Raw genomic sequence first — 19,651 nt, forward strand, 5'->3', positions numbered from 1 at the left:
GGACGAGGTCATGTCTTCCCGCACCCTGCGCACACCTCTCCTGACCTGGGTCATTGCCCTGGCCGTCGTCACGGTCGCGGCCGCAGGTTTCACGCTGGCGACGGTCTCGGCCCTGCGCGACGAGGCGGCCCGGCCCGTCGCCGCCGATCTTCGGCTGATCCGGGCCCTGCACGAGCTCGGCGATGCGATGTCGCGGGTGCGGATCAACGCCGTGAAGGCGGCCTTCTCGATCGAGCGCAGCCAGCGCGACGAGGTCGATTGGCAGTCGGTCCGGTCCCAGGCCCGCGTCGATGCCGCCTTCGCGTCGATCAAGGCGATCCTGGCGGAGGGGCAGGCCTCGACCTCGTTCATGCCGATCCTGGAGGCGCGCTGGCAGGATTACGCGAAGGCCCAGGAAGCTCTGGTGCCGGCATCCCTGCTCGCGCCGCGGGCGCAAGCCGTGCCACAGGACGAGATTCTCGCCCGGCTGAACGAGCTGGTGAACGTCGTCACCTCGAACCCCTACGGCGAGCTGGTCGCGACCTTGAGCGCCGCGATGCGCGCGGTCGAGGCCGACGCGACGGAGCGGCTCACCGCGACCGACGCGATCCTCGGCCGGGTCGTGCCGGTGCAGGCCGCGACGGCCGTCGGGGTCCTGGCGCTCTGCCTCGGCCTCGGGCTGTTCCTCGTCGGCCGCGTCACGACTCCGCTGGCGAAGGTCGCCGCCAGCCTGGAGCGGATGGCGGTGGGTGATGCCACCGAGCCGGACGGCCTGACCGACGACCGCCGCGAGTTCGGGCGCATCGCCGCCCATCTCGAGCGACTGCGCACCAACATGCGACTCGGGCAGAAGACCGAGGCCGAGCGGCGGACCCTGTCCCAGACCAGCGACTGGCTCCAATCGGCGAAGTCGGAGGAAGAACTCTACAGCATGGTCTCGACGGTCCTGTCCCGGCTGATCCCGGAATGCCGCGGCGCGCTCTATGTCTATTCGGGCTCGCGCGACACCCTCGACCTGGCGGAATCCTGGAACGACGCGACCGGTCCCGAGACCATCCACCCCGACGATTGCTGGGGCCTGCGGCGCGGGCGGCTCTACGTGCACGGCGCGAACCCGGTCGAGTTCCGCTGCGGCCACGTGCACGAGCCGGACGCGCAGCATTATTGCTGCCTGCCGATCCTCGCGCATGGCGAGACGATCGGCCTCCTGCACCTCGCCCACGGCTCGGCCGGCCCCTGCGACGCTACCGCCTTCGCCGAGAGCCGGCGGCTCGGGATGCTGGCGGCGGAGCACATCGCGCTCGCCATCGCCAACATGAAGCTGCGCGAGCAGCTCCTCGACCAGTCGATCCGCGACGTGCTGACCGGACTCTACAACCGGCGCTACCTGCTGGAGCGCGGCCGCAGCGAGTTCCTGCGGGCGCAACGGCTCGGCGCACCCGTGAGCCTGCTCTCGATCGACGTCGACCACTTCAAGGCGTTCAACGACAATTTCGGGCACGATGCCGGCGACACCGTCCTGCGGGCGGTGAGCGAGGTGCTGCAGCGCGGCGCCACGCCGACCGGCGTCGCCTGCCGCTTCGGCGGCGAGGAATTCCTGATCCTTCTGCCCGGCACCGCCGCCCCGGAGGCGATGGCCCAGGCGGAAGTGATCCGCCGCGAGGTCGAGACCCTGACGATCCGCTACGCCGAGAGCGACCTGCCCCGCATCTCGGTCTCGGTCGGGGTCGCCGCCTACCCGGTCTCGGGCCAGACGCTGCAGGAGGTCATGCGGGTCGCGGATGCGACCCTCTACGAGGCCAAGCGCGGCGGCCGCAACCGGGTGGTGCTGTCCGAGGATCCCCTGGCCGCGCGCGAGGAGGCGCAGGCCGGCTGAGGCGCAAGGGCCTCGTGCATGTGTCGGCGTCGCTCACGCGCGCGGAGCCGGGGGCTCCAGCGCGCCGGCGGGCGATGCGATGTCCGGATGAGATCGTCCGGACGTCGGATCACCGCGCACGGGCGATGCAGAAATCCACCGCTTCCAGCAGCGCCTGCTTCATCGGCGAGGGTGGGAACGGCGCCAGCGCGTCCTTGGCCATCGCACCGTAATGGCGGGCGCGCTCGATCGTGTCCTCGAGGGCGCGGTGGCGGCGCATGATGGCGATTGCACCGTCGAGGTCGCGCGGCTCCTCGATCTCCTGGCGCTCCAGGGTGCGGCGCCAGAACGCCCGCTCCTCGTCGCTGCCGCGGCGGAAGGACAGCACCACCGGCAGGGTGATCTTGCCCTCGCGGAAGTCGTCGCCGACGTTCTTGCCGAGATCGGCGCTGGTGCCGCCGTAATCGAGGGCGTCGTCGACGAGCTGGAAGGCGATGCCGAGATTCATGCCGTAGCTGCGGCAGGCCGCCATCTCGGCCTCCGGGCGCTGGGCGAGCACCGGGCCGACCTCGCAGGCGGCGGCGAACAATTCGGCGGTCTTCGCCCGGATCACCGCCAGGTACTCGTCCTCGCTGGTCTCGGTGCTGCGAGCGGCGGTGAGCTGCATCACCTCGCCCTCGGCGATCACCGAGGCGGCGGAGGACAGGATGTCGAGGGCCCGCAGCGAGCCGACCTCGACCATCATCTTGAAGGCCTGGCCGAGCAGGAAGTCGCCGACGAGGACGCTGGCCTCGTTGCCCCACTTGATGCGGGCCGCGACCTTGCCGCGGCGCATGTCGCTCTCGTCGACGACATCGTCGTGGAGCAGCGTCGCGGTGTGCATGAACTCGACCGAGGCGGCGAGCTTCACATCGCCATCCCCCGCCGGGTCGTAGCCGGACAGCGAGGCGGTGGCGAGGGTCAGGATCGGGCGCAGGCGCTTGCCGCCCGAGGAGATCAGATGGTTGGCGACCTCCGGGATCATCGTCACGTCGGAGCCGGTGCGCGACAGGATCATCGCGTTGACGCGCTCCATCCCGCCCGCCACCAGCCCCACCAGGGCGTCGAGGCTGGCCTCCGGATCGGAGGGTCTGTCCTGAAGGGGAAGTACGACGCCCACGCCCGCGCGATCTCCTCGGAGCCGCCCCGAACCACGGGGCTCCTGATCTACTCCCGCCCCCTTTGGCACGCGAGCGCCCCCGGCGGCAACACGCAAGCTGCCGCAAGGCCCTGAACCGGGGCGGCGGCCTGGGGATGCGGCGCAACCGGCCGGCATGTGTGGTATGGCCGCCGCGATCCGAGCAAGGACCGCGTGCCGCACCATGATCGAGCTGATCCGCACCAACGACCTCGTCCTGATCGGCTTCGCGGAATCGCTCCTCAGCGGCGCCGAGATCCCGGTCCTGGTGGCCGACAACCACATCAGCATGATGGAGGGGATGATCGGCGCTTTCCCGCGCCGGCTGCTCGTCCCGGAGGACCATGCCCGCCAGGCCCGGCGCATCCTCGTCGATGCCGGCCTCGCCCACGAGCTGCGCGATGCCCCGCTCGCCTGACCCGCAATCCGGGCCGGAAGCCTGGCTCGGCGGGCGGCTCACCCTGCGCCAGCCGCCCCGCGGGGCCCACCGGGCGGGGACCGACGCGGTGCTGCTCGCGGCGAGCGCCGCTGCGTCGGGCGGCGAGAGCGTGTGCGACCTCGGCGCCGGCACCGGCGCGGTCGGGCTCGCGGTCGCCCGGGCCTGCCCCGAGGTGCAGGTGACGCTGGTCGAGCGCGATCCGGACGCCGCCGGCCTCGCCCGGATCAACGTCGAGGAGAACCGGCTCGCCGGCCGCGTCCGGGTGGTCGAGGCCGACGTGACGGCACCGGGGCGCGAGCGACGGGCCGCCGGCCTCCTGCCCGACACGGTCGACCTGCTCCTGACCAATCCCCCCTTCTTCGAGCATGGCCGCCACCGCGCCTCGCCGGTGGCGGCCCGCGCCGCGGCGCACGGGTTTTCGGAGTTCGGCGGTCTGGAGGCCTGGCTGCGCACCGCGGCCGACCTGCTGCGTCCCGGCGGCCGGCTGGTCATGATCCACCGCGCCGACGCCCTCCCCGCCTGCCTCGACGCGATGGCGGGGCGGTTCGGCGCGATCCAGGTCACCCCGGTCCAGCCGCGGGCGGAGACGGCGGCGATCCGGGTGCTGGTCTCAGGGATTCGCGGCAGCCGGGCCCCGTTCACCCTGGCGCCCGCCCTGGTGCTGCACGGGCCGGACGGGCGCTTCACGGCGGCGGTCGAGGCGATGCACCGGGGCGCGGGGGTGTTCTAACGATCGGCGATTGTGGCGGCGCTGGATCTCGGCGTCGTCAGGGTTGGCGCCGATACCTGGAGAGACCAGGAAAATCGCTTTCAAGATCGAGCGCGGGATCTCCTCTCCCGTGTGGGAGAGGGGAGATGCGCCTCTCGATAAATCGGACCGATCCAGCGCGAGCCGCGCGAAACACCCTGTCTACGGCACCGTGATTTGCTCGTGCTTGAGCGTCGACACCTCGCCGCGTCATCCCGGGTTCCGCTGAGCAGCCCCAGGATGACGATGGCGGGTCTGAATGCGGTCGGCCCGCACCGTCAGACGACCGACCAGGCGTAGGCAGCGCCCGCGACTACTCTCCCGCCGCGCTCTTCGCCGCCTTCGCCGCGGGCTTCTTCGCCGGAGCCTTCTTGGCTGCGGCAGGCTTCGCGGCCGCACCCTTGGCGGCCGTCTTCCGGGCCGTGGGCTTCGCCTTCGCCTCGGCCTCCTCGCCCTCCGCCGCCACGTCCTTCGCGGCAGACTTGGTCGCCTTGGCCGCCGCCGTCTTGCCCGTCGCCTTTCGAGCGCCGGCCTTCTTCTTCGTCCCACCGCCGGCCTCGCGGCGGGCGGCGATCAGGCGCAACGCTTCGTCGAGGGTCACGGCCGCGGAATCCGCCCCTTTCGGCAGGGTGGCGTTGATCTCGCCGTCGGTGACGTAGGCGCCGTAGCGGCCGGCCTTGACGGTAATCGGCTTGCCGGTGTCGGGCGCGGTGCCGATCAGGCGGCCCGGATCCTGGGCCGGGCGCCCGCCGCCCTGCTCCTTCTGGACGATCAGGTCGATGGCACGGTTGGCGCCGACCTCGAGCACGTCGTCGTCCTTGCCGAGATTGGCGTAGGTCTTGCCGTGCTGCACGTAAGGGCCGTAGCGGCCGATATTGGCCAGGATCGGCTCGCCGGTCTCCGGGTGGCGCGCCACCTCGCGCGGCAGCGACAGGAGCTTGAGGGCCTTCTCGAGATCGACCGCCGAGGGGGCGAGCCCCTTGGGGAGAGACGAGCGCTTCGGCTTCTCCGCCCCCTTCTCGGCCGAGGCCTCGCCGAGTTGCAGGAATGGGCCGAAGCGGCCGTCGCGCAAGGTGACGGGCAAGCCGGTCTCGGGATCGTCACCCAACACCCGCACGCCGGGCTGCCCGCCCTCGCCCGCCCCCTCGCCGTCACCGTCGAGGCCGGTGGCGTTGAGCTGGCGGGTGTACTTGCACTCCGGGTAGTTCGAGCAGCCGACGAAGGCGCCGAACTTGCCGAGCTTGAGCGAGAGCTGGCCGCTGGCGCAGTTCGGGCAGGCGCGCGGGTTCGCGCCGTCGGCCTTGGCCGGGAAGATGTGCTCGGCCAGGAGCCCGTTCAGCGCCTCCAGCACCTCCGCCGTGCGCAGCTCCTTGGTCCCGGCGATCGCCGCCGAGAAATCGCGCCAGAAGTCGCGCAGCACCGCGCGCCAGTCGATCTCGGCGTTCGAGACCCGGTCGAGCTGCGTCTCCAGGTCGGCGGTGAAATCGTACTCGACGTAGCGGCGGAAGAAGCTCTCGAGGAAGCCGGTGACGATCCGGCCCTTGTCCTCCGGCACCAGGCGCTTCTTGTCGATCTTGACGTATTCGCGGTCGCGCAGGACCTGTAGCACGGCGGCGTAGGTCGAGGGCCGGCCGATGCCGAGCTCCTCCATCCGCTTGACCAGGCTCGCCTCGGAATAGCGCGGCGGCGGCTCGGTGAAGTGCTGGGTCGCGGCGATGCGCTCTCGCGTGAGCCCGTCGCCCGACTTCATCGGCGGCAGGCGGCGGGATTCCTCGTCCTCCTCGTCGTCCTTGCCCTCCTGGTAGAGGGTGAGGAAGCCGTCGAACTTCACCACCTGGCCGGTGGCGCGCAGGTCGATGCGGCGCGGGCCGACCTGGGCGGCAATCTCGACGGTGGTGCGCTCCAGCTCCGCCGACTCCATCTGGCTCGCGACCGTGCGGGTCCAGATCAGCTCGTAGAGCTTGGCCTGCTCGGGCTCGAGGAAGCGGGCGACCTCCTTCGGCAGCCGGGCGAGATCGGTCGGGCGCACCGCCTCGTGGGCCTCCTGCGCGTTCTTGGCCTTGACGCTGTACTTGCGGGGCGCGCCGGGCACGTAGGCGTCGCCGTACTCGGCGCCGATCACCTGGCGGGCCTGGGCGACCGCCTCCGGCGCCATGTCGACGCCGTCGGTCCGCATGTAGGTGATGAGGCCGACGGTCTCGCCGCCGATCTCGATGCCCTCGTAGAGCCGCTGCGCCACCCGCATGGTCTGGGCCGGCGCGAGGCCGAGCTTGCGCGAGGCCTCCTGCTGCAGCGTCGAGGTGGTGAAGGGCGGCTGCGGATGGCGCTTGGCGGGCTTGGCCTCGACCGAGGCGACGGTGAAGGTCGCGAGCTCCAGGTCGCGCCGGAAGGCCTCGGCCTCCTCGGCATTGCCGACATCGAGGCGCTGGATCCGCTTGCCGTCGGCGCCGACGAGGCGGGCCTCGAACACCGCCCCGCTCGCGGTCTTCAGCGTCGCGACGATCGACCAGTATTCCCGCGGCTTGAAGGTCTCGATCTCGCGCTCGCGGTCGCAGACGAGGCGGAGCGCCACCGACTGCACCCGGCCGGCCGAGCGGGCGCCCGGCAGCTTGCGCCACAGGACCGGCGAGAGATTGAAGCCGACGAGGTAGTCGAGCGCCCGGCGCGCCAGGTAGGCATCGACGAGGGCCTGGTCGATCGCCCGCGGCTGGGCCATCGCCGTCGCGACCGCGTCCTTGGTGATGGCGTTGAAGGTGACGCGCTCGACCGCGACGTCCTTGAGCACCTTCTTCGCCTGGAGCGCCTCCAGCACGTGCCAGGAGATCGCCTCGCCCTCGCGGTCCGGGTCGGTCGCCAGGATCAGTTTGTCGGCGCCCTTCACCGCTTTCGCGATCTCGGCGACGCGCTTTGCCCCGCGATCCTCCAGCTCCCACAGCATATGGAAGTCCTGCTCGGGATCGACCGAGCCGTCTTTCGCCGGAAGATCCCGGATATGCCCGAAGGAGGCCAGCACCTCGTAGTCGCTGCCGAGGTATTTATTGATCGTCTTGGCTTTGGCCGGCGACTCGACGACGACGACTTTCATGGACGGGCTGCCTCTTCGAAAAGCACACCGCGGCAGATCGGGCTTCAACTTGTGCGGGGCGGCCGACACGGGTTTTCGCGCGGCGAAGCGGACAAGTGGGTGATGACGCGGCGGTTGTCAAATACCGCCGATGGTCGAAGGGCGTCCTTGCGAGCCGGTCGCGCGCCTCCTATAGCCCTTCGCTCAGGATGAGCACCCAGGCACCCCCCGGCTTCCCGCACCGCCACCTCCTCGGCATCGAGGGCCTCTCGCCCCTCGACATCGTGGCGCTCCTCGACCGCGCCGACGAGGCCGTCGAGATCAGCCGCCAGGTCGAGAAGAAGCGCACGACCCTGCGCGGTCGCACCCAGATCAACCTGTTCTTCGAGCCCTCGACGCGGACCCAGTCCTCGTTCGAGCTGGCCGGCAAGCGCCTCGGCGCCGACGTGATGAACATGTCGGTCGCCTCCTCGTCGGTGAAGAAGGGCGAGACCCTGATCGACACCGCCGCGACCCTCAACGCGATGCGCCCCGACATCATCGTGGTGCGCCACCACCAGGCCGGCGCGGTGCATCTCCTGGCCCGCAAGGTCGATTGCGCGGTGGTGAATGCCGGCGACGGCGCCCACGAGCATCCGACCCAGGCGCTCCTCGATGCGCTGACCATCCGGCGCAACAAGGGCCGGATCGAGGGGCTGACGGTCGCGATCTGCGGCGACGTCCTCCATTCGCGGGTGGCGCGCTCGAACATCATCCTGCTCCAGGCGCTCGGCGCCCGGGTGCGGGTGATCGGCCCCTCGACCCTGCTGCCGCCGGGCCTCGCCCGCTTCGGCGTCGAGGTCTTCACCGACATGCGCAAGGGGCTCGCGGGCGTCGACATCGTCATGATGCTGCGGCTCCAGCGCGAGCGGATGAACGGCTCCTTCGTGCCGTCGGTGAAGGAGTACTTCCGGTATTTCGGCCTCGACGGCGACAAGCTGAGCCACGCCAAGGCCGATGCGCTGGTGATGCATCCGGGCCCGATGAACCGCGGCGTCGAGATCTCGTCCGAGGTCGCCGACGGGGCGCAGTCGCTGATCCGGGAGCAGGTCGAGATGGGGGTCGCGGTGCGGATGGCGGTGCTGGAGGCGCTGGCCACGCACCTGCCGAACGCGTGACGGCATGCCTTTGGCGAAGGGCGCCGCGGCCTGAACCCTCCCCCCTCTGCGGGGGAGGGTGGCGAGCGGAGCGAGCCGGGAGAGGGGCAGCGCGACGCTGATTCAGCGTGGCGCTCTTCAGAACGGTTCCGCTTGATTCGGAAACGTGGTCCCCTCTCCCGCCCCACTCCGTGGGGCACCCTCCCCCGCAGAGGGGGGAGGGGTCAGGGCGGCGAGCTTGAGGAGAAGGTCGGATGGAGCAGGAGAAGCGCAATCCGGTCTCCGACCGTCTCAGGGACTTCGCCAAGGATCAGCGCTCCCTCGCGACCCGCGCGGAAGCCCTGTTCTGGAGCCAGGTCCGCGCTGGTCGCCTTTCCGGCCACAAATTCAAGCGGCAGGTCCCCATCACCCCGTATATCGTCGATTTCCTCTGCCCCTCTGCTCGGTTGATCGTCGAACTCGACGGCAAGCCGCACGAAACTGTCGAGCGCTGTGCACGAGACGCATCCCGGGATGCGTGGTTGCGAGGTCAAGCTTTCGAGATCATGCGGTTCTCGAACGAGACCTTTCTAGGCAACCCTCAACTCGCACTCGACACCGTGCCCGCCGCAATCGAGCAACGCTCCGCCCTGCCTCCGCCGAACCCCGAGCGGCCTATCCAATGAACCCAATCCTCCTCACCAACGCCCACCTGATCGACCCCGCCACCGGCCGCGAAGGCCCGGGCGCTGTGCTCGTGCGCGACCGCACGATCGCCGACATCCACTGGGGCACCCCCGCCGCCCTGCCCGAGGGCGCCGAGGTCATCGACTGCGCCGGCCAGGTGCTCACCGCCGGCCTCGTGGATCTCCGCGCCTTCGTGGGCGAGCCCGGCGCCGAGCACCGCGAGACGCTGGCGAGCGCCAGCGCGGCGGCCGCCGCCGGCGGCGTCACGACGCTCGTCTGCATGCCCGACACCAACCCGCCGATCGACGAGCCGGCGATCGTCGACTTCGTGCTGCGCCGGGCGCGGGACACCGCCAGCACCCATGTGCTGCCGGCCGCCGCCATCACCAAGGGCCTCGCCGGCCAGGTGATGACCGAGTTCGGCCTGCTGACCGAGGCCGGCGCCGTCGCCTTCACCGACGGGTTGAAGGCCGTCACCAACGCCCAGGTGATGCGCCGGGCCCTCACCTACGCCCGCGACTTCGGCGTCCTGCTGATGCAGCACGTCGAGGAGCCGACGCTCGTCGGCGACGGCGTGATGAACGAGGGCGAGATGGCCTCGCGGCTCGGGCTGCACGGCATCCCGCGGGAGGCCGAGACGATCCTGCTCGAGCGCGACATCCGCCTCGTGCGCCTGACCGGCGGGCGCTACCACGCCGCCATGATCTCCTGCGCCGACTCGATCGAGATCGTGCGCCGGGCGAAGGAGGCCGGGCTGCCGGTGACCTGCGGCGTCTCGGTCAACAACCTGGTGCTCAACGAGAACGACATCGGCCACTACCGCACCTTCTGCAAGCTCTCGCCGCCGTTGCGCACCGAGGCCGACCGGCAGGCGGTGGTGGCGGCGCTCAACGAGGGCGTGATCGACGTGATCGTCTCCGACCACAACCCGCAGGACGTCGAGACCAAGCGCCTGCCCTTCGCCGAGGCGGCCGACGGCGCGCTCGGCATCGAGACCCTGCTCGCCGCCGCGCTCCGCCTGGTCCATGCCGGCGACATCGCCCTGCCGCGGCTCCTCGCCGCCCTCTCGGCGGCCCCGTCGCGGGTCCTCGGCCGCGAGACCGGCCGTCTCGCCGCGGGCGCTCCGGCCGACCTCGTGCTGATCGATCCGGACGCGCCCTACGTCCTCGACAAGCGGCAGCTGAAGTCGCGCTCGAAGAACTCGCCCTTCGACGAGGCGCGGCTGCAAGGCATCGCCTCGCTCACCATGGTCGCCGGCCGCATCGTTCACCGCAGCGAGGAGCCGCGCTGATGACGCCGGACTGGACGCATGTCGCCCTGGGGCTAGCCGTCGGCTACCTCCTCGGCGCGATTCCCTTCGGGCTGATCCTGACGCGGTTCGCCGGCCTCGGCGACGTGCGGGCGATCGGCTCAGGGAACATCGGCGCCACCAACGTGCTGCGCACCGGGCGCAAGGGGCTGGCCGCCGCGACCCTGCTCGGCGACGCGCTGAAAGGCACCGCCGCGGTGCTGATCGCCGGCCGGCTCGGCGGCCAGGAGGCGGCGCTCGCCGCCGGGCTCGGCGCCTTCCTCGGCCACCTGTTCCCGGTCTGGCTCGGCTTCAAGGGCGGCAAGGGCGTGGCCACCTTCATCGGCGTGCTGCTCGGCCTGTTCCCGCTCGGCGTGCTGGTCTTCGCGGTCGTGTGGCTCGGCCTCGCCTTCCTGCTGCGCTACTCCTCGGCCGCGGCGCTGGCGGCCTCCGCCGCGACCCCGGCCGCCCTGTGGGCCTTCGGGCAACCGCACCTCGCGGTGCTGTTCTGCATCCTCGCCCTGCTGCTATGGTGGAAGCACGCGCCCAATATCCGCCGCCTCGCCGCGGGGACCGAGGGGCGTATCGGGCAGAAGGGCTGAAGGTCTCACACCGACCCTCACCCAAGGGAGAGGGTCTTGCTCCTCAGCGACGCGCAGCGCCTCGACTGGCTCCGGCTGATTCGCTCCGAAGGAGTCGGCCCGCGCACCTTCCGGGGATTGGTGAACAAGTTCGGCGGAGCCGGGGCGGCGCTGAAGGCCCTGCCGGGCCTCGCCAAGGCGCGGGGCAAGCCGATCCGGGTCACCACGAAGGCCGAGGCCGAGCGCGAGACCGCGGCGGCCGGCCGTCTCGGCGCCCGCTTCGTCGCGATGGGCGAGCCCGACTACCCGCTGCCGCTCCAGGCCACCGCCGATGCGCCACCGCTCATCTGCCTGCGCGGCGAGGCCGCCTGCCTGAAGCGTCCTGCCGTCGCGATCGTCGGATCGCGCAACGCGTCCGCGGCCGGCCTCACCTTCACCGAGCGTCTGTCGCATGCGCTCGGCGCCGAGGGGCTGGTGATCGTCTCAGGCCTCGCCCGCGGCATCGATGCCAGGGCCCACAAGGCCGCGCTCCAGAGCGGCACCGTCGCGGTGCTCGCCGGCGGGCACGACCGGATCTACCCGTCCGAGCACGAGGAGCTGGTCGCCCGCATCCTGGAATCCGGCGGCGCGGTCGTCGCCGAGATGCCGATGGGCTGGGAGCCGCGCGGCCGCGACTTCCCGCGCCGCAACCGCATCATCTCGGGCCTCGCCCTCGGCACCGTCGTGGTCGAGGCGGCGCGCCGCTCCGGTTCGCTGATCACCGCCCGCTTCGCCCTGGAGCAGGGGCGCGAGGTCTTCGCCGTGCCGGGCTCGCCCCTCGATCCGCGGGCCGAGGGCACCAACGACCTGATCCGCGACGGCGCCACCCTCTGCGCCGCGCCCGAGCACGTGATGGCGGTGCTGACCCCGCTGATCGGCGGCCCCGGCCCCGAGACGGGGGCGGAGGACGCGGCCGACCGGGCCGAGCCGGCCCTGTACTGGGACGAGATCGACTTCTCGGCCGAGCCGGTCACCGCCATGGCGGCGGAGCCCGCTCAACCGCATCTCGACGCATCGCCCTCCCCACCGCCCCGGACCGACGATTCCGCCATCCTGCTCGAGCTTCTCGGGCCCTCCCCGGTGCCGGTCGACGCCCTCGCCCGCCAGGCCGGCCTGCCGGCCCGGGTGGTGCAGGGGCTGCTGATGGAACTGGAGCTCGACGGGAAGGTCTGGCGCCATCCGGGCGGGGCAGTGTCGCTGCGGTGAGAGCCCCGTGGCGGTCACGCCGCCGCGAACAGCGCCCGCGCCCGCTCGACCAGCTGCGCCGCGGCATGGGCCGGATACGGCTCGCGGGTGCCGTGGCCCCAGACCGGGCCGGGCCAGGCCGGATCGGAGAGGAACCGCCCGACCACGTGGACGTGCAGTTGGGCCACCACGTTGCCGAGCGCCCCGACATTGACCTTGTCGGGCTGGGCGAGGGCCTGCATCACGCCGATCGCCAGGCGGGTCTCCTCCATCAGGCGGGCGGCATCCTCCGGCGAGAGGTCGGTCAGCTCCGACACGCCGGGCCGCCGCGGCACCAGGACGAGCCAGGGGAAGCGCTTGTCGTCGAGCAACAGCACGCTCGACAGGGCGAGGTCGCCGAGGGCGATGGTGTCGGCGGAGAGCCGCGGGTCGAGGGTGAAATCGGAGGTCATCGGTTCCGTCAATGCGCCATCAGCACCGGCATGGTGGCATGGGCGAGGATGTGGCTGGTGGCGCCGCCGAAGATCATCTGGCGCAGGCGGCTCTGGGTGTAGGCGCCCTTGACGAGCAGGTCGCAGCCGATCGCCGTGGCCTCGGTGAGGAACACCTCGCCGGCGGTGCGGCGGCCGGCCGCCAGCGTGCGCCCCTGCGCCGACAGCCCCTCGCGGTTGAGGGTGGCGGCCAGTTCCTCGGCGCTCGGGCCCGGTACCATGCCGGCATCGACGCCCAGCACCTCGATCCGGGAAGCGGCGCGCAGGAACGGCGCCGCGAAGGCGACCGCCCGGGCGGTCTCGGTCGAGCCGTTCCAGGCGATCACCACGGTGTCGCCGATGGTCGTGGGCGCGGTCGGGGGCGCGATGATCAGGGGGCGGCCGCTCTCGAACAGGACCGCCTCGAGGGTCGTCATCCGCGGCGCGCCCTCGCCGCTGCCGGGACGGCCCACGATGGTGGCGCTAAACAGCCGGGCATGCTGGGCGAGGTAGCCGTCGCCGGGGGGCGCGTCGGGCAGCCAGCGGTAGCGCGGCCCGTCCCGGCCCGCATCGGCGCTCTCGCGGGCGATGCCGTGCCGCTCCATCGCGGCAGTGAAGAGGCTGCCGCAATCCCGCGCCTCGACGAGGTCGGTCTCCTCGTCGCGCACCCAGGTCATGCCCCCGACCATGTCGACCGGGACGTACTCGGCCAAAGCCGGCCGCAGGCCGAACCCCTCGATGCTGGCGCCGAAGCGACGGGCGGTCAGCATCGTGGTGTCGAGCACCGAATCGAGCAGGGTGTGACGGGCGACCGGAACGAGAAGCGTCTTCATGGCGGCGCACTCACCTCAGGAGCCTCGGGAGACGTGTGCCGCGATAGCATCACGCCGGCCCCCGCCCGTCCAGGGGGACCCGAGGGTCATCCCCGGCGCGGACGCAGGACCGGCGCCGCTTACGAGCCCGCCGGCGCCTCCGCCGCCGCGCGCCGCGGCTCGCCCTCGGGGGGCTTGGACTGGCTGCAGGCGGCCCCGGCGCCGTCCTGGCCGCCCGGCGCGCAGGACTCCTCCAGCCACAGCACCATCGCCAGGGCGAGGCCGGCCGGCACGCCGAGCGCCAGGAAGGCCCAGGTCCAGCCGAGATGGAGCGCCAGCAGGCCCCCGACCCAGCCCGACAGGGCACCGCCCACGCCCTGCACCGCCGCGACGCTGCCGAGCGCGGTCTGGGTGCGGCCCGAGCCCCAGGTCAGGTCCGCCACCACCACCGGCACCGCCACCCCGATCACCCCGGAGGCGACGCCGTCCAGCACCTCGGCCAGGATCAGCCAGTACGGATCGGACAGGAAGGCCGAGAGCAGCGCGCGGGCCGGCAGCACCGCGCAGGCGACGAGGAGGAGTTGGCGCCGGCCGCGCCGGTCGGCGAGCGAGCCGGCGAACAGCGCGACCGGGATCATCACCGCCTGGGCGACGATGACATAGCGGGCGGTCCAACCGGTGCCGTCCTGGCCCGCGGCCACCAGCTTCTGGCCGAGCAGGCTGAGCATCGAGCCGTTGGCGAGGTTGAACAGGGCGAGCGCCGCCGAGAGGATCAGCAGGCGCCGGTCGGAGAGGACCTTCAGGATGCCGGAGCGCTCCGGCTTGTCGTCCGGGTCGTCCTCCTTCCAGCCGACGGCGCGGCGGCCGTTATAGGATTTCTTCGGGGTCGTCAGCGCCGCCACGATGGCGCAGGCCGAGAGGCCGCCGAGCACCCAGAAGGCGATGCTCGGCCCCATCAGCGGCGTGCCGAAGCTGATCGCCAGCGCGGCGCCCAGGATGCCGACATGGTTCCAGGCCTGGTTGCGGCCCTGCTGCTTCGGGAAGGCCTGCTTGCCGACCATGCCGAGCGTCAGCGCCGTCACCGCCGGCACCACCAGGGTGCCGCCGACGGCGGCGATGAACTGCGCGACCAGCACCGTCATGAAGGCGCGGGCCGGCAGCAGCAGCAGGGTGCCGACGAGGATCGCCGCGCAGGCCGCCGCGATCAGCATCCGGGGCCGGCCGAGCCGGTCGACCAGGGCGCCGAGCGGCCCGCTCAACCCCAGGGTGGCGAAGCCCACGATGGTGGTGACGAGGCCGACCTCGCTCGGGCCCCATTGCGCGGCCTGCGCCAGCCAGGTGCCGAGGAAAGGGCCGAGCCCGCCCTGGATGTCGCCGACGAAGACGTTGATCAGGGCGAGATGGGTGGTGGGGTTCATCAACGCGGAGACGCTCCGGATCGCCCGTTCGGGCTCTTGCAGGCACAACTTGCAGGACCAGACGGACTAACGCGCCTGAACCGGAAATGATCGGGACGCGGCCCGGCTCGGATCCGCCGCGAGCTTACGGGCTCGGCACGGCGCAGGCGGCGGCGAGGCGGGCGAGCATCGGGTCGGGGATGCCCATGGCGACGAGCTGGTCGTGGGTGTGGCGGACGTAGTCCGGGTTGGCGCCCGAGCGTCCGAGGCCCTGGCGGACCAGCCGCACCAGCTCCGCCTCCGGCAGGCGGCCGGCATATTGCGGGTGGCGGCGGTCGACGAGGTAGGTCACCGCCTGAAGCTGGCGTCCGTCGTCGAGGGTGATGCCGAGCACCCGCTCGACATAGACCGCCGTGACCTGCTCGCGCTCGCGCAGGTAGGTCAGCGTCGCCGCGGCATCGGCTGCCGCGACCCGGAACGCCATGCCGCGGCAGGATCCGCCGCGGTCGAGCCCGAGCACCAGGCCCGGCCGCTCCGGCGTGCCGCGATGGACGTGGGAGAGCACGCAGAGCGAGCGGTGATAGCCGCGCAGGCGGCCCGGCCCGCTCTCGACGAAGGGGAAGCCCGGCCGCCACATCAGCGAGCCGTAGCCGAACACCCAGAGATCCGACGGTGTCCCCGCCTCCATCGCCATCGCCCCCCATTCGACCTTGCTTCTTGGTGCCGGGTTCCTTGCCGGCACGACCTCGTGAGAGTGCCTCACTTGCCGGGCGCGGCCGGTAGCAGCTACGGGGACGCGGTTCAATCCGGGCGGCTCGGGAACGGGCCGCCGCAGCGCCGGGATCATGCCGATGGACAGGCCGACCAATGTTGGGCCGACGAGCGGGACGACGCCGAGCGGGGGTGCTGGCCGCGGGCCCGGCCTGCGCCTCGGCCTGTTCGCGCCGTTCGTGCTGCTCCTCCTGCTGGCCCTGGCCTGGACGGCGGGCTGGTTCTGGCTGCGGGGCAAGGCCGAGGCCGAGATCGACGGGTGGTTCGCCCGCGAGGCCCAGGCCGGCCGGCAATGGACCTGCGCCGACCGCTCGCTCACCGGCTTCCCGTTCCGCTTCGAGTTGCGCTGCGCCTCGCTGAGCTTTGCCCGCTCCGACGTGCGCTTCACCGTCGGGCCGGTGGTGGCGGTGGCGCAGGTCTACCAGCCGCGCCACGTCATCCTGGAGGCGACCGGACCGTTCCGGGTGCAGCAGGGCGGGCTTGAGGCCGACGTGACCTGGAGCGACCTCGAGGCGAGCCTCCACGTCACCGGCGACGGTTTCCAGCGCGCCTCCCTGGTGGTCGACGGCTTGAAAGGCAGCGTCACCGGCGCCGATCCCTCGCCGATCGATTTCACCGCCGGCCATCTCGAGCTGCACGCCCGCCCGACCCCGGGGCGCTTCACCACCGACGGCGCCGTCGATCTCAGCCTCCGGGTGATGCGGGTCGGCCTGCCGATGCTCGACCCGGTGCTCGGCGGTCCCGAGCCCGCCGACATCGCCCTCGACGCCACCGTGACCCGGGCCGCGGGCTTCCGCACCCGTACCCTGGCGCAGGAGCTCGAGCGCTGGCGCGAGGCCGGCGGCACGGTGGAGATCACCAGCCTCGCCGCCGAGAAGGGCAGCCGGCGCCTGCGGGCGCAGGGCGTGCTCGCCCTCGACGACCAGCACCGGCCGACGGGCCAGCTCGACGTGCGCACGGCCGGCCTGGAACAGGTGATCGCCCCGCTGATCAGCGAGCAGATCGGCGCACGGCTCGGCGGCGACGGCGCGGCGCTGATCGGCAACATCGTCGGCCAGTTCCTCGGCGGGCGCCGCAAGGAGCCGGCACAAGGACAAGGGGCACCCGGTCAAGGGGGCTCCGGGCCGGGCGCCCAGGACCGCCCCGGCGAGCCGCCGCTCAAGGTGCTGCCGACCGTGCGCCTCACCGGCGGCCGGGTGGTGGTCGGGCCGTTCGCGGTGCCGAGCGTGCGGCTGCAGCCGCTGTATTGAAGCGGCAGGATTGATCGGGCCTGGCGGTTGCCGCCCGGCCCGCGCCGTCGTACCCCAGGAGGCATGAGCCAGACCGCCCGCTTCCAGAGCTTCGAGGATCCCAGCCACCGGGAGGGTGCGGCACGGGTCGCCGCGCTCAGGGCGGCGATGGCGCAACGGGGCTATGCCGGCTTCGTCGTGCCGCGGGCCGACGAGCATCAATCCGAGTACGTGCCGCCGAATGCCGAGCGGCTGCCCTGGCTCACCGGCTTCACCGGCTCGGCCGGCACGGCCGTGGTGCTCGCCGACAAGGCGGCCCTGGTGGTGGACGGGCGCTACACCCTCCAGGCCGCCGAGCAGGTCGATACGAGCGTCGTCACCCCGGTGCCGCTCGCCGAGACCAGCGTCGAGGCCTGGATCGAGGCCAACCTGCCGGCCGGCGGGGTGCTGGCCTACGATCCCTGGCTGCACACGGCGGACGGGCTCGCCCGGCTGGAGCGGGCGGCCGCGGCCGCCGGCGGGCGCGTCGAGCCGACCGCCCTCAACCTCGTCGACCTCGTCTGGATCGACCGTCCGGCCGCGCCGCGCGCGCCGGTGGTGCCCCATCCCGAGAGCCTGGCGGGCGAAGCCGCCGACGCGAAGCTCGACCGGGTCCGCGGGGCCTTGGCGAAGGCGCGGCTCGACGCGCTGGTGGTGTCGGACCCGCACAACCTCGCCTGGGCCTTCAACATCCGCGGCAGCGACGTGGCCCACACGCCCCTGGCGCTCGGCTACGCGGTGATCCCGCGCGACGGCCGGCCGCGCCTGTTCCTCGACCCCGAGAAGATCACCGCGGAAGCGGCCGGTGCCCTCGCCCCCCTCGCCGAACGCGACGAGCCGGCGGCCCTGCCGGCGGCCCTCGACGCCCTCGGTGCCGCCAAGGCCCGGGTGCGGATCGACGCCGCGACCGGCGCCGTGGCGCTCGGCCGGCGGATCGAGGCGGCGGGCGGCGCCGTCGATGTCGGTCCCGATCCGATCACCGCGATGAAGGCGGTGAAGAACGCCGCCGAGATCGCCGGCTCCCGCGCCGCGCACCGGCGCGACGGCGCCGCGGTGACGCGGTTCCTCGCCTGGCTCGCCCGCGAGGCGCCCGGCGGGACGGTCTCGGAGATCGACGCGGTGGTGCGGCTCGAGGGCTTTCGCGCCGAGTCGAACGCCCTGCGCGAGATCGCCTTTCCGACCATCTCGGGATCCGGGCCGAACGGCGCCATCGTGCATTACCGGGTGACGACAGGAACCGACCGGCGGGTGCGCCTCGGCGAGCTGTTCCTGATCGATTCGGGCGCGCAATACGGCGACGGCACCACCGACATCACCCGCACGGTGGCGGTCGGCGCCCCGAGCGCCGAGATGCGCGACCGCTTCACCCGCGTGCTCAAGGGCCACATCGCCATCGCGACGGCCGTGTTTCCCCGCGGCACCACGGGGGCGCAGATCGACGCCTTCGCCCGCCGCCCGCTCTGGGACGCCGGACTCGATTTCGATCACGGCACCGGCCACGGCGTCGGCGCCTTCCTGTCCGTGCACGAGGGCCCGCAGCGCATCGCCAAGACCGGCACGGCGGCGCTCCAGCCCGGCATGATCGTCTCGAACGAGCCCGGCTACTACAAGACCGGCGCCTTCGGCATCCGGACCGAAAACCTGGTCCTGGTCGAGGAGCGGGCAATCCCCGGCGCCGAGCGCCCGATGCTCGGCTTCGAGACCCTGACCCTCGCCCCGTTCGACCTCTCCCTGGTGCTGCCGGACCTGCTGACCCCGGAGGAGACCGCCTGGCTCGACGCCTACCACGCGCGGGTGCGGGAGACCTTGTCGGATCTGGTCGATCCGGAGACCCGGGACTGGCTGGTGGAGGCGACGCGGCCGGTCGCCGCCCTTGCCTGAGGTGATCTCGCGTTACGCCGCCGGTCTCGACATCCGTCTCGTCGGTCCGGGGCGCTGCGGGCGGAGCCCTGCTTCCAGGATGTCGGGTGCCTCAGGACAGAACTGACCGGGTTCCGCCTCGCTCCGTGCAGCCTACGCCTCTGGATGCCGGTCTTCACGTTCGCGATATCGGGATGACGCAGAGCGCGCTGCCCCGCCGCAGATCACCAGGCAAGTCGAAAAGACAGATCGTTCCCTCTCGATCGCCGGTTCGTTAGCTCTATAGACTTCGATCTAGATCGCAAGAATGGCCCGTACGGCCCGAATCCCTCGGTATTATTCGCGAATGCGCAGCCGCGGCACCGTATCGTCTCTGTGCCGATCGCGGCGAGGGAAGACCGAACCATGAAGACGACGATGCTTGCGGCCCTGGCCGCCGGGGCGATGATGCTGGGCGCCGTACCGGCGCGGGCCGAGGCCATGGACTGCGCCGCGGTGACCCAGCGCCAGATCGAGGACCTGTTCGACCGCTGGAACAAGTCCCTGGCGACGCTCGATCCGGTCAAGGTCGCGGCGAACTACGCGCCCGACGCCGTGCTGCTGCCGACGGTATCGAACACGCCGCGCACCGACCCGGCGATGATCCAGGACTACTTCGTCCACTTCCTGGAGAAGCACCCGCAGGGCGTCATCAACACGCACACGATCCGGATCGGCTGCAATCTCGCGACCGATGTCGGCACCTACACCTTCCTGATCGACGGGAAGAACCCGGGCGAGCAGGTCGTCGTGCCGGCGCGCTACAGCTTCGTCTACGTCCGGAAGGACGGCGAGTGGCTGATCGCGCACCATCATTCCTCGGCGATGCCGGAGCCGGTCATCGCCGTGACCGCCGCCGCCAAGGAGCATTGACGAC

Annotated in this window: 17 protein-coding genes; 11 read left to right on the plus strand and 6 right to left on the minus strand. The window is 72.0% G+C overall.

Features of this window, described 5'->3' with window-relative positions:
- Positions 1 to 10 precede the first annotated feature (10 nt).
- The gene (locus tag FF100_RS24900) at positions 11 to 1,855 is read left to right on the plus strand and encodes a diguanylate cyclase (RefSeq protein WP_139038467.1); all 1,845 of its coding nucleotides are present in this window, start codon (positions 11 to 13) and stop codon (positions 1,853 to 1,855) included.
- 109 nt (positions 1,856 to 1,964) lie between these two features.
- Here the strand turns inward: FF100_RS24900 and FF100_RS24905 are convergent, their stop codons facing one another.
- Positions 1,965 to 2,993 (minus strand): polyprenyl synthetase family protein, encoded by a 1,029-nt coding sequence (locus tag FF100_RS24905; protein ID WP_139038468.1) that lies wholly within the window; start codon positions 2,991 to 2,993, stop codon positions 1,965 to 1,967.
- A gap of 202 nt (positions 2,994 to 3,195) precedes the next feature.
- Between FF100_RS24905 and FF100_RS24910 the strand changes: the two genes are divergently transcribed.
- Both FF100_RS24910 and FF100_RS24915 read left to right on the plus strand, forming a co-directional pair.
- Positions 3,196 to 3,429, plus strand: a complete 234-nt coding sequence (locus FF100_RS24910; protein ID WP_139038469.1) for a putative signal transducing protein — start codon at positions 3,196 to 3,198, stop codon at positions 3,427 to 3,429.
- Positions 3,413 to 4,180: a tRNA1(Val) (adenine(37)-N6)-methyltransferase gene (locus FF100_RS24915; RefSeq protein ID WP_139038470.1), complete on the plus strand. Its 768-nt coding sequence runs from the start codon at positions 3,413 to 3,415 to the stop codon at positions 4,178 to 4,180. Before FF100_RS24910 ends, FF100_RS24915 begins: the two co-directional genes overlap by 17 nt.
- 331 nt (positions 4,181 to 4,511) lie before the next feature.
- On the opposite strand, the gene topA is transcribed toward FF100_RS24915, so the two are convergent.
- Complete coding sequence (topA, locus tag FF100_RS24920; protein ID WP_139038471.1) at positions 4,512 to 7,283, minus strand: type I DNA topoisomerase; 2,772 nt, start codon at positions 7,281 to 7,283, stop codon at positions 4,512 to 4,514.
- Positions 7,284 to 7,471: 188 nt separating this feature from the next.
- Here topA and FF100_RS24925 point away from each other — a divergent pair, with 188 nt between their 5' ends.
- The 5 genes from FF100_RS24925 (at position 7,472) to dprA (ending at position 12,178) form a co-directional block, all read left to right on the plus strand.
- A complete protein-coding gene (locus FF100_RS24925) occupies positions 7,472 to 8,419 on the plus strand; it encodes an aspartate carbamoyltransferase catalytic subunit (protein ID WP_139038472.1) in 948 nt (315 codons plus the stop codon).
- 233 nt (positions 8,420 to 8,652) lie between these two features.
- Positions 8,653 to 9,063, plus strand: a complete 411-nt coding sequence (locus tag FF100_RS24930; RefSeq protein WP_139038473.1) for an endonuclease domain-containing protein — start codon at positions 8,653 to 8,655, stop codon at positions 9,061 to 9,063.
- Positions 9,060 to 10,355, plus strand: a complete 1,296-nt coding sequence (locus tag FF100_RS24935; protein WP_139038474.1) for a dihydroorotase — start codon at positions 9,060 to 9,062, stop codon at positions 10,353 to 10,355. Before FF100_RS24930 ends, FF100_RS24935 begins: the two co-directional genes overlap by 4 nt.
- Complete coding sequence (plsY, locus tag FF100_RS24940; RefSeq protein WP_139038475.1) at positions 10,355 to 10,954, plus strand: glycerol-3-phosphate 1-O-acyltransferase PlsY; 600 nt, start codon at positions 10,355 to 10,357, stop codon at positions 10,952 to 10,954. Before FF100_RS24935 ends, plsY begins: the two co-directional genes overlap by 1 nt.
- A 36-nt stretch (positions 10,955 to 10,990) precedes the next feature.
- Positions 10,991 to 12,178, plus strand: coding sequence for a DNA-processing protein DprA (gene dprA, locus FF100_RS24945; RefSeq protein ID WP_139038476.1), 1,188 nt, complete (start codon positions 10,991 to 10,993; stop codon positions 12,176 to 12,178).
- Positions 12,179 to 12,192: 14 nt separating this feature from the next.
- On the opposite strand, the gene FF100_RS24950 is transcribed toward dprA, so the two are convergent.
- The 4 genes from FF100_RS24950 to FF100_RS24965 all read right to left on the minus strand — a co-directional run bounded on the left by FF100_RS24950 (position 12,193) and on the right by FF100_RS24965 (position 15,530).
- Positions 12,193 to 12,609, minus strand: coding sequence for an HIT domain-containing protein (locus FF100_RS24950; protein WP_139038477.1), 417 nt, complete (start codon positions 12,607 to 12,609; stop codon positions 12,193 to 12,195).
- An 8-nt stretch (positions 12,610 to 12,617) separates the two neighbouring features.
- On the minus strand, positions 12,618 to 13,460 hold the full coding sequence (locus FF100_RS24955) for a universal stress protein (protein WP_139038478.1): 843 nt from the start codon (positions 13,458 to 13,460) through the stop codon (positions 12,618 to 12,620).
- 119 nt (positions 13,461 to 13,579) lie between these two features.
- A complete protein-coding gene (locus FF100_RS24960; RefSeq protein ID WP_139038479.1) occupies positions 13,580 to 14,857 on the minus strand; it encodes an MFS transporter in 1,278 nt (425 codons plus the stop codon).
- A 124-nt stretch (positions 14,858 to 14,981) separates the two neighbouring features.
- Entirely contained in the window at positions 14,982 to 15,530 is a 549-nt protein-coding gene (locus FF100_RS24965; RefSeq protein WP_171070320.1) for a gamma-glutamylcyclotransferase, read from the minus strand.
- A 151-nt stretch (positions 15,531 to 15,681) separates the two neighbouring features.
- On the opposite strand from FF100_RS24965, the gene FF100_RS24970 reads away from it, so the two are divergent.
- The 3 genes from FF100_RS24970 to FF100_RS24980 all read left to right on the plus strand — a co-directional run bounded on the left by FF100_RS24970 (position 15,682) and on the right by FF100_RS24980 (position 19,647).
- The gene (locus FF100_RS24970; protein ID WP_425463350.1) at positions 15,682 to 16,857 is read left to right on the plus strand and encodes a DUF2125 domain-containing protein; all 1,176 of its coding nucleotides are present in this window, start codon (positions 15,682 to 15,684) and stop codon (positions 16,855 to 16,857) included.
- Between the two features lie 63 nt (positions 16,858 to 16,920).
- On the plus strand, positions 16,921 to 18,756 hold the full coding sequence (locus tag FF100_RS24975) for an aminopeptidase P family protein (RefSeq protein WP_139038481.1): 1,836 nt from the start codon (positions 16,921 to 16,923) through the stop codon (positions 18,754 to 18,756).
- A gap of 384 nt (positions 18,757 to 19,140) precedes the next feature.
- Complete coding sequence (locus tag FF100_RS24980) at positions 19,141 to 19,647, plus strand: SgcJ/EcaC family oxidoreductase (protein WP_139038482.1); 507 nt, start codon at positions 19,141 to 19,143, stop codon at positions 19,645 to 19,647.
- Positions 19,648 to 19,651 lie beyond the last annotated feature (4 nt).

The sequence above is a fragment of the Methylobacterium terricola genome, assembly GCF_006151805.1.
GTDB lineage: Bacteria > Pseudomonadota > Alphaproteobacteria > Rhizobiales > Beijerinckiaceae > Methylobacterium > Methylobacterium terricola.

Excerpts from the sequence above, each read along its gene's own strand:
- FF100_RS24955 (WP_139038478.1), bottom strand. The coding sequence starts at position 13,460 with ATGAAGACGCTTCTCGTTCCGGTCGCCCGTCACACCCTGCTCGATTCG.
- FF100_RS24970 (WP_425463350.1), top strand. The coding sequence starts at position 15,682 with ATGCCGATGGACAGGCCGACCAATGTTGGGCCGACGAGCGGGACGACG.
- FF100_RS24965 (WP_171070320.1), bottom strand. The coding sequence starts at position 15,530 with ATGGCGATGGAGGCGGGGACACCGTCGGATCTCTGGGTGTTCGGCTAC.
- FF100_RS24930 (WP_139038473.1), top strand. The coding sequence starts at position 8,653 with ATGGAGCAGGAGAAGCGCAATCCGGTCTCCGACCGTCTCAGGGACTTC.
- FF100_RS24900 (WP_139038467.1), top strand. The coding sequence starts at position 11 with ATGTCTTCCCGCACCCTGCGCACACCTCTCCTGACCTGGGTCATTGCC.
- FF100_RS24975 (WP_139038481.1), top strand. The coding sequence starts at position 16,921 with ATGAGCCAGACCGCCCGCTTCCAGAGCTTCGAGGATCCCAGCCACCGG.
- FF100_RS24980 (WP_139038482.1), top strand. The coding sequence starts at position 19,141 with ATGAAGACGACGATGCTTGCGGCCCTGGCCGCCGGGGCGATGATGCTG.
- FF100_RS24915 (WP_139038470.1), top strand. The coding sequence starts at position 3,413 with ATGCCCCGCTCGCCTGACCCGCAATCCGGGCCGGAAGCCTGGCTCGGC.
- plsY (WP_139038475.1), top strand. The coding sequence starts at position 10,355 with ATGACGCCGGACTGGACGCATGTCGCCCTGGGGCTAGCCGTCGGCTAC.
- FF100_RS24935 (WP_139038474.1), top strand. The coding sequence starts at position 9,060 with ATGAACCCAATCCTCCTCACCAACGCCCACCTGATCGACCCCGCCACC.
- FF100_RS24910 (WP_139038469.1), top strand. The coding sequence starts at position 3,196 with ATGATCGAGCTGATCCGCACCAACGACCTCGTCCTGATCGGCTTCGCG.
- FF100_RS24950 (WP_139038477.1), bottom strand. The coding sequence starts at position 12,609 with ATGACCTCCGATTTCACCCTCGACCCGCGGCTCTCCGCCGACACCATC.
- topA (WP_139038471.1), bottom strand. The coding sequence starts at position 7,283 with ATGAAAGTCGTCGTCGTCGAGTCGCCGGCCAAAGCCAAGACGATCAAT.
- FF100_RS24925 (WP_139038472.1), top strand. The coding sequence starts at position 7,472 with ATGAGCACCCAGGCACCCCCCGGCTTCCCGCACCGCCACCTCCTCGGC.
- FF100_RS24960 (WP_139038479.1), bottom strand. The coding sequence starts at position 14,857 with ATGAACCCCACCACCCATCTCGCCCTGATCAACGTCTTCGTCGGCGAC.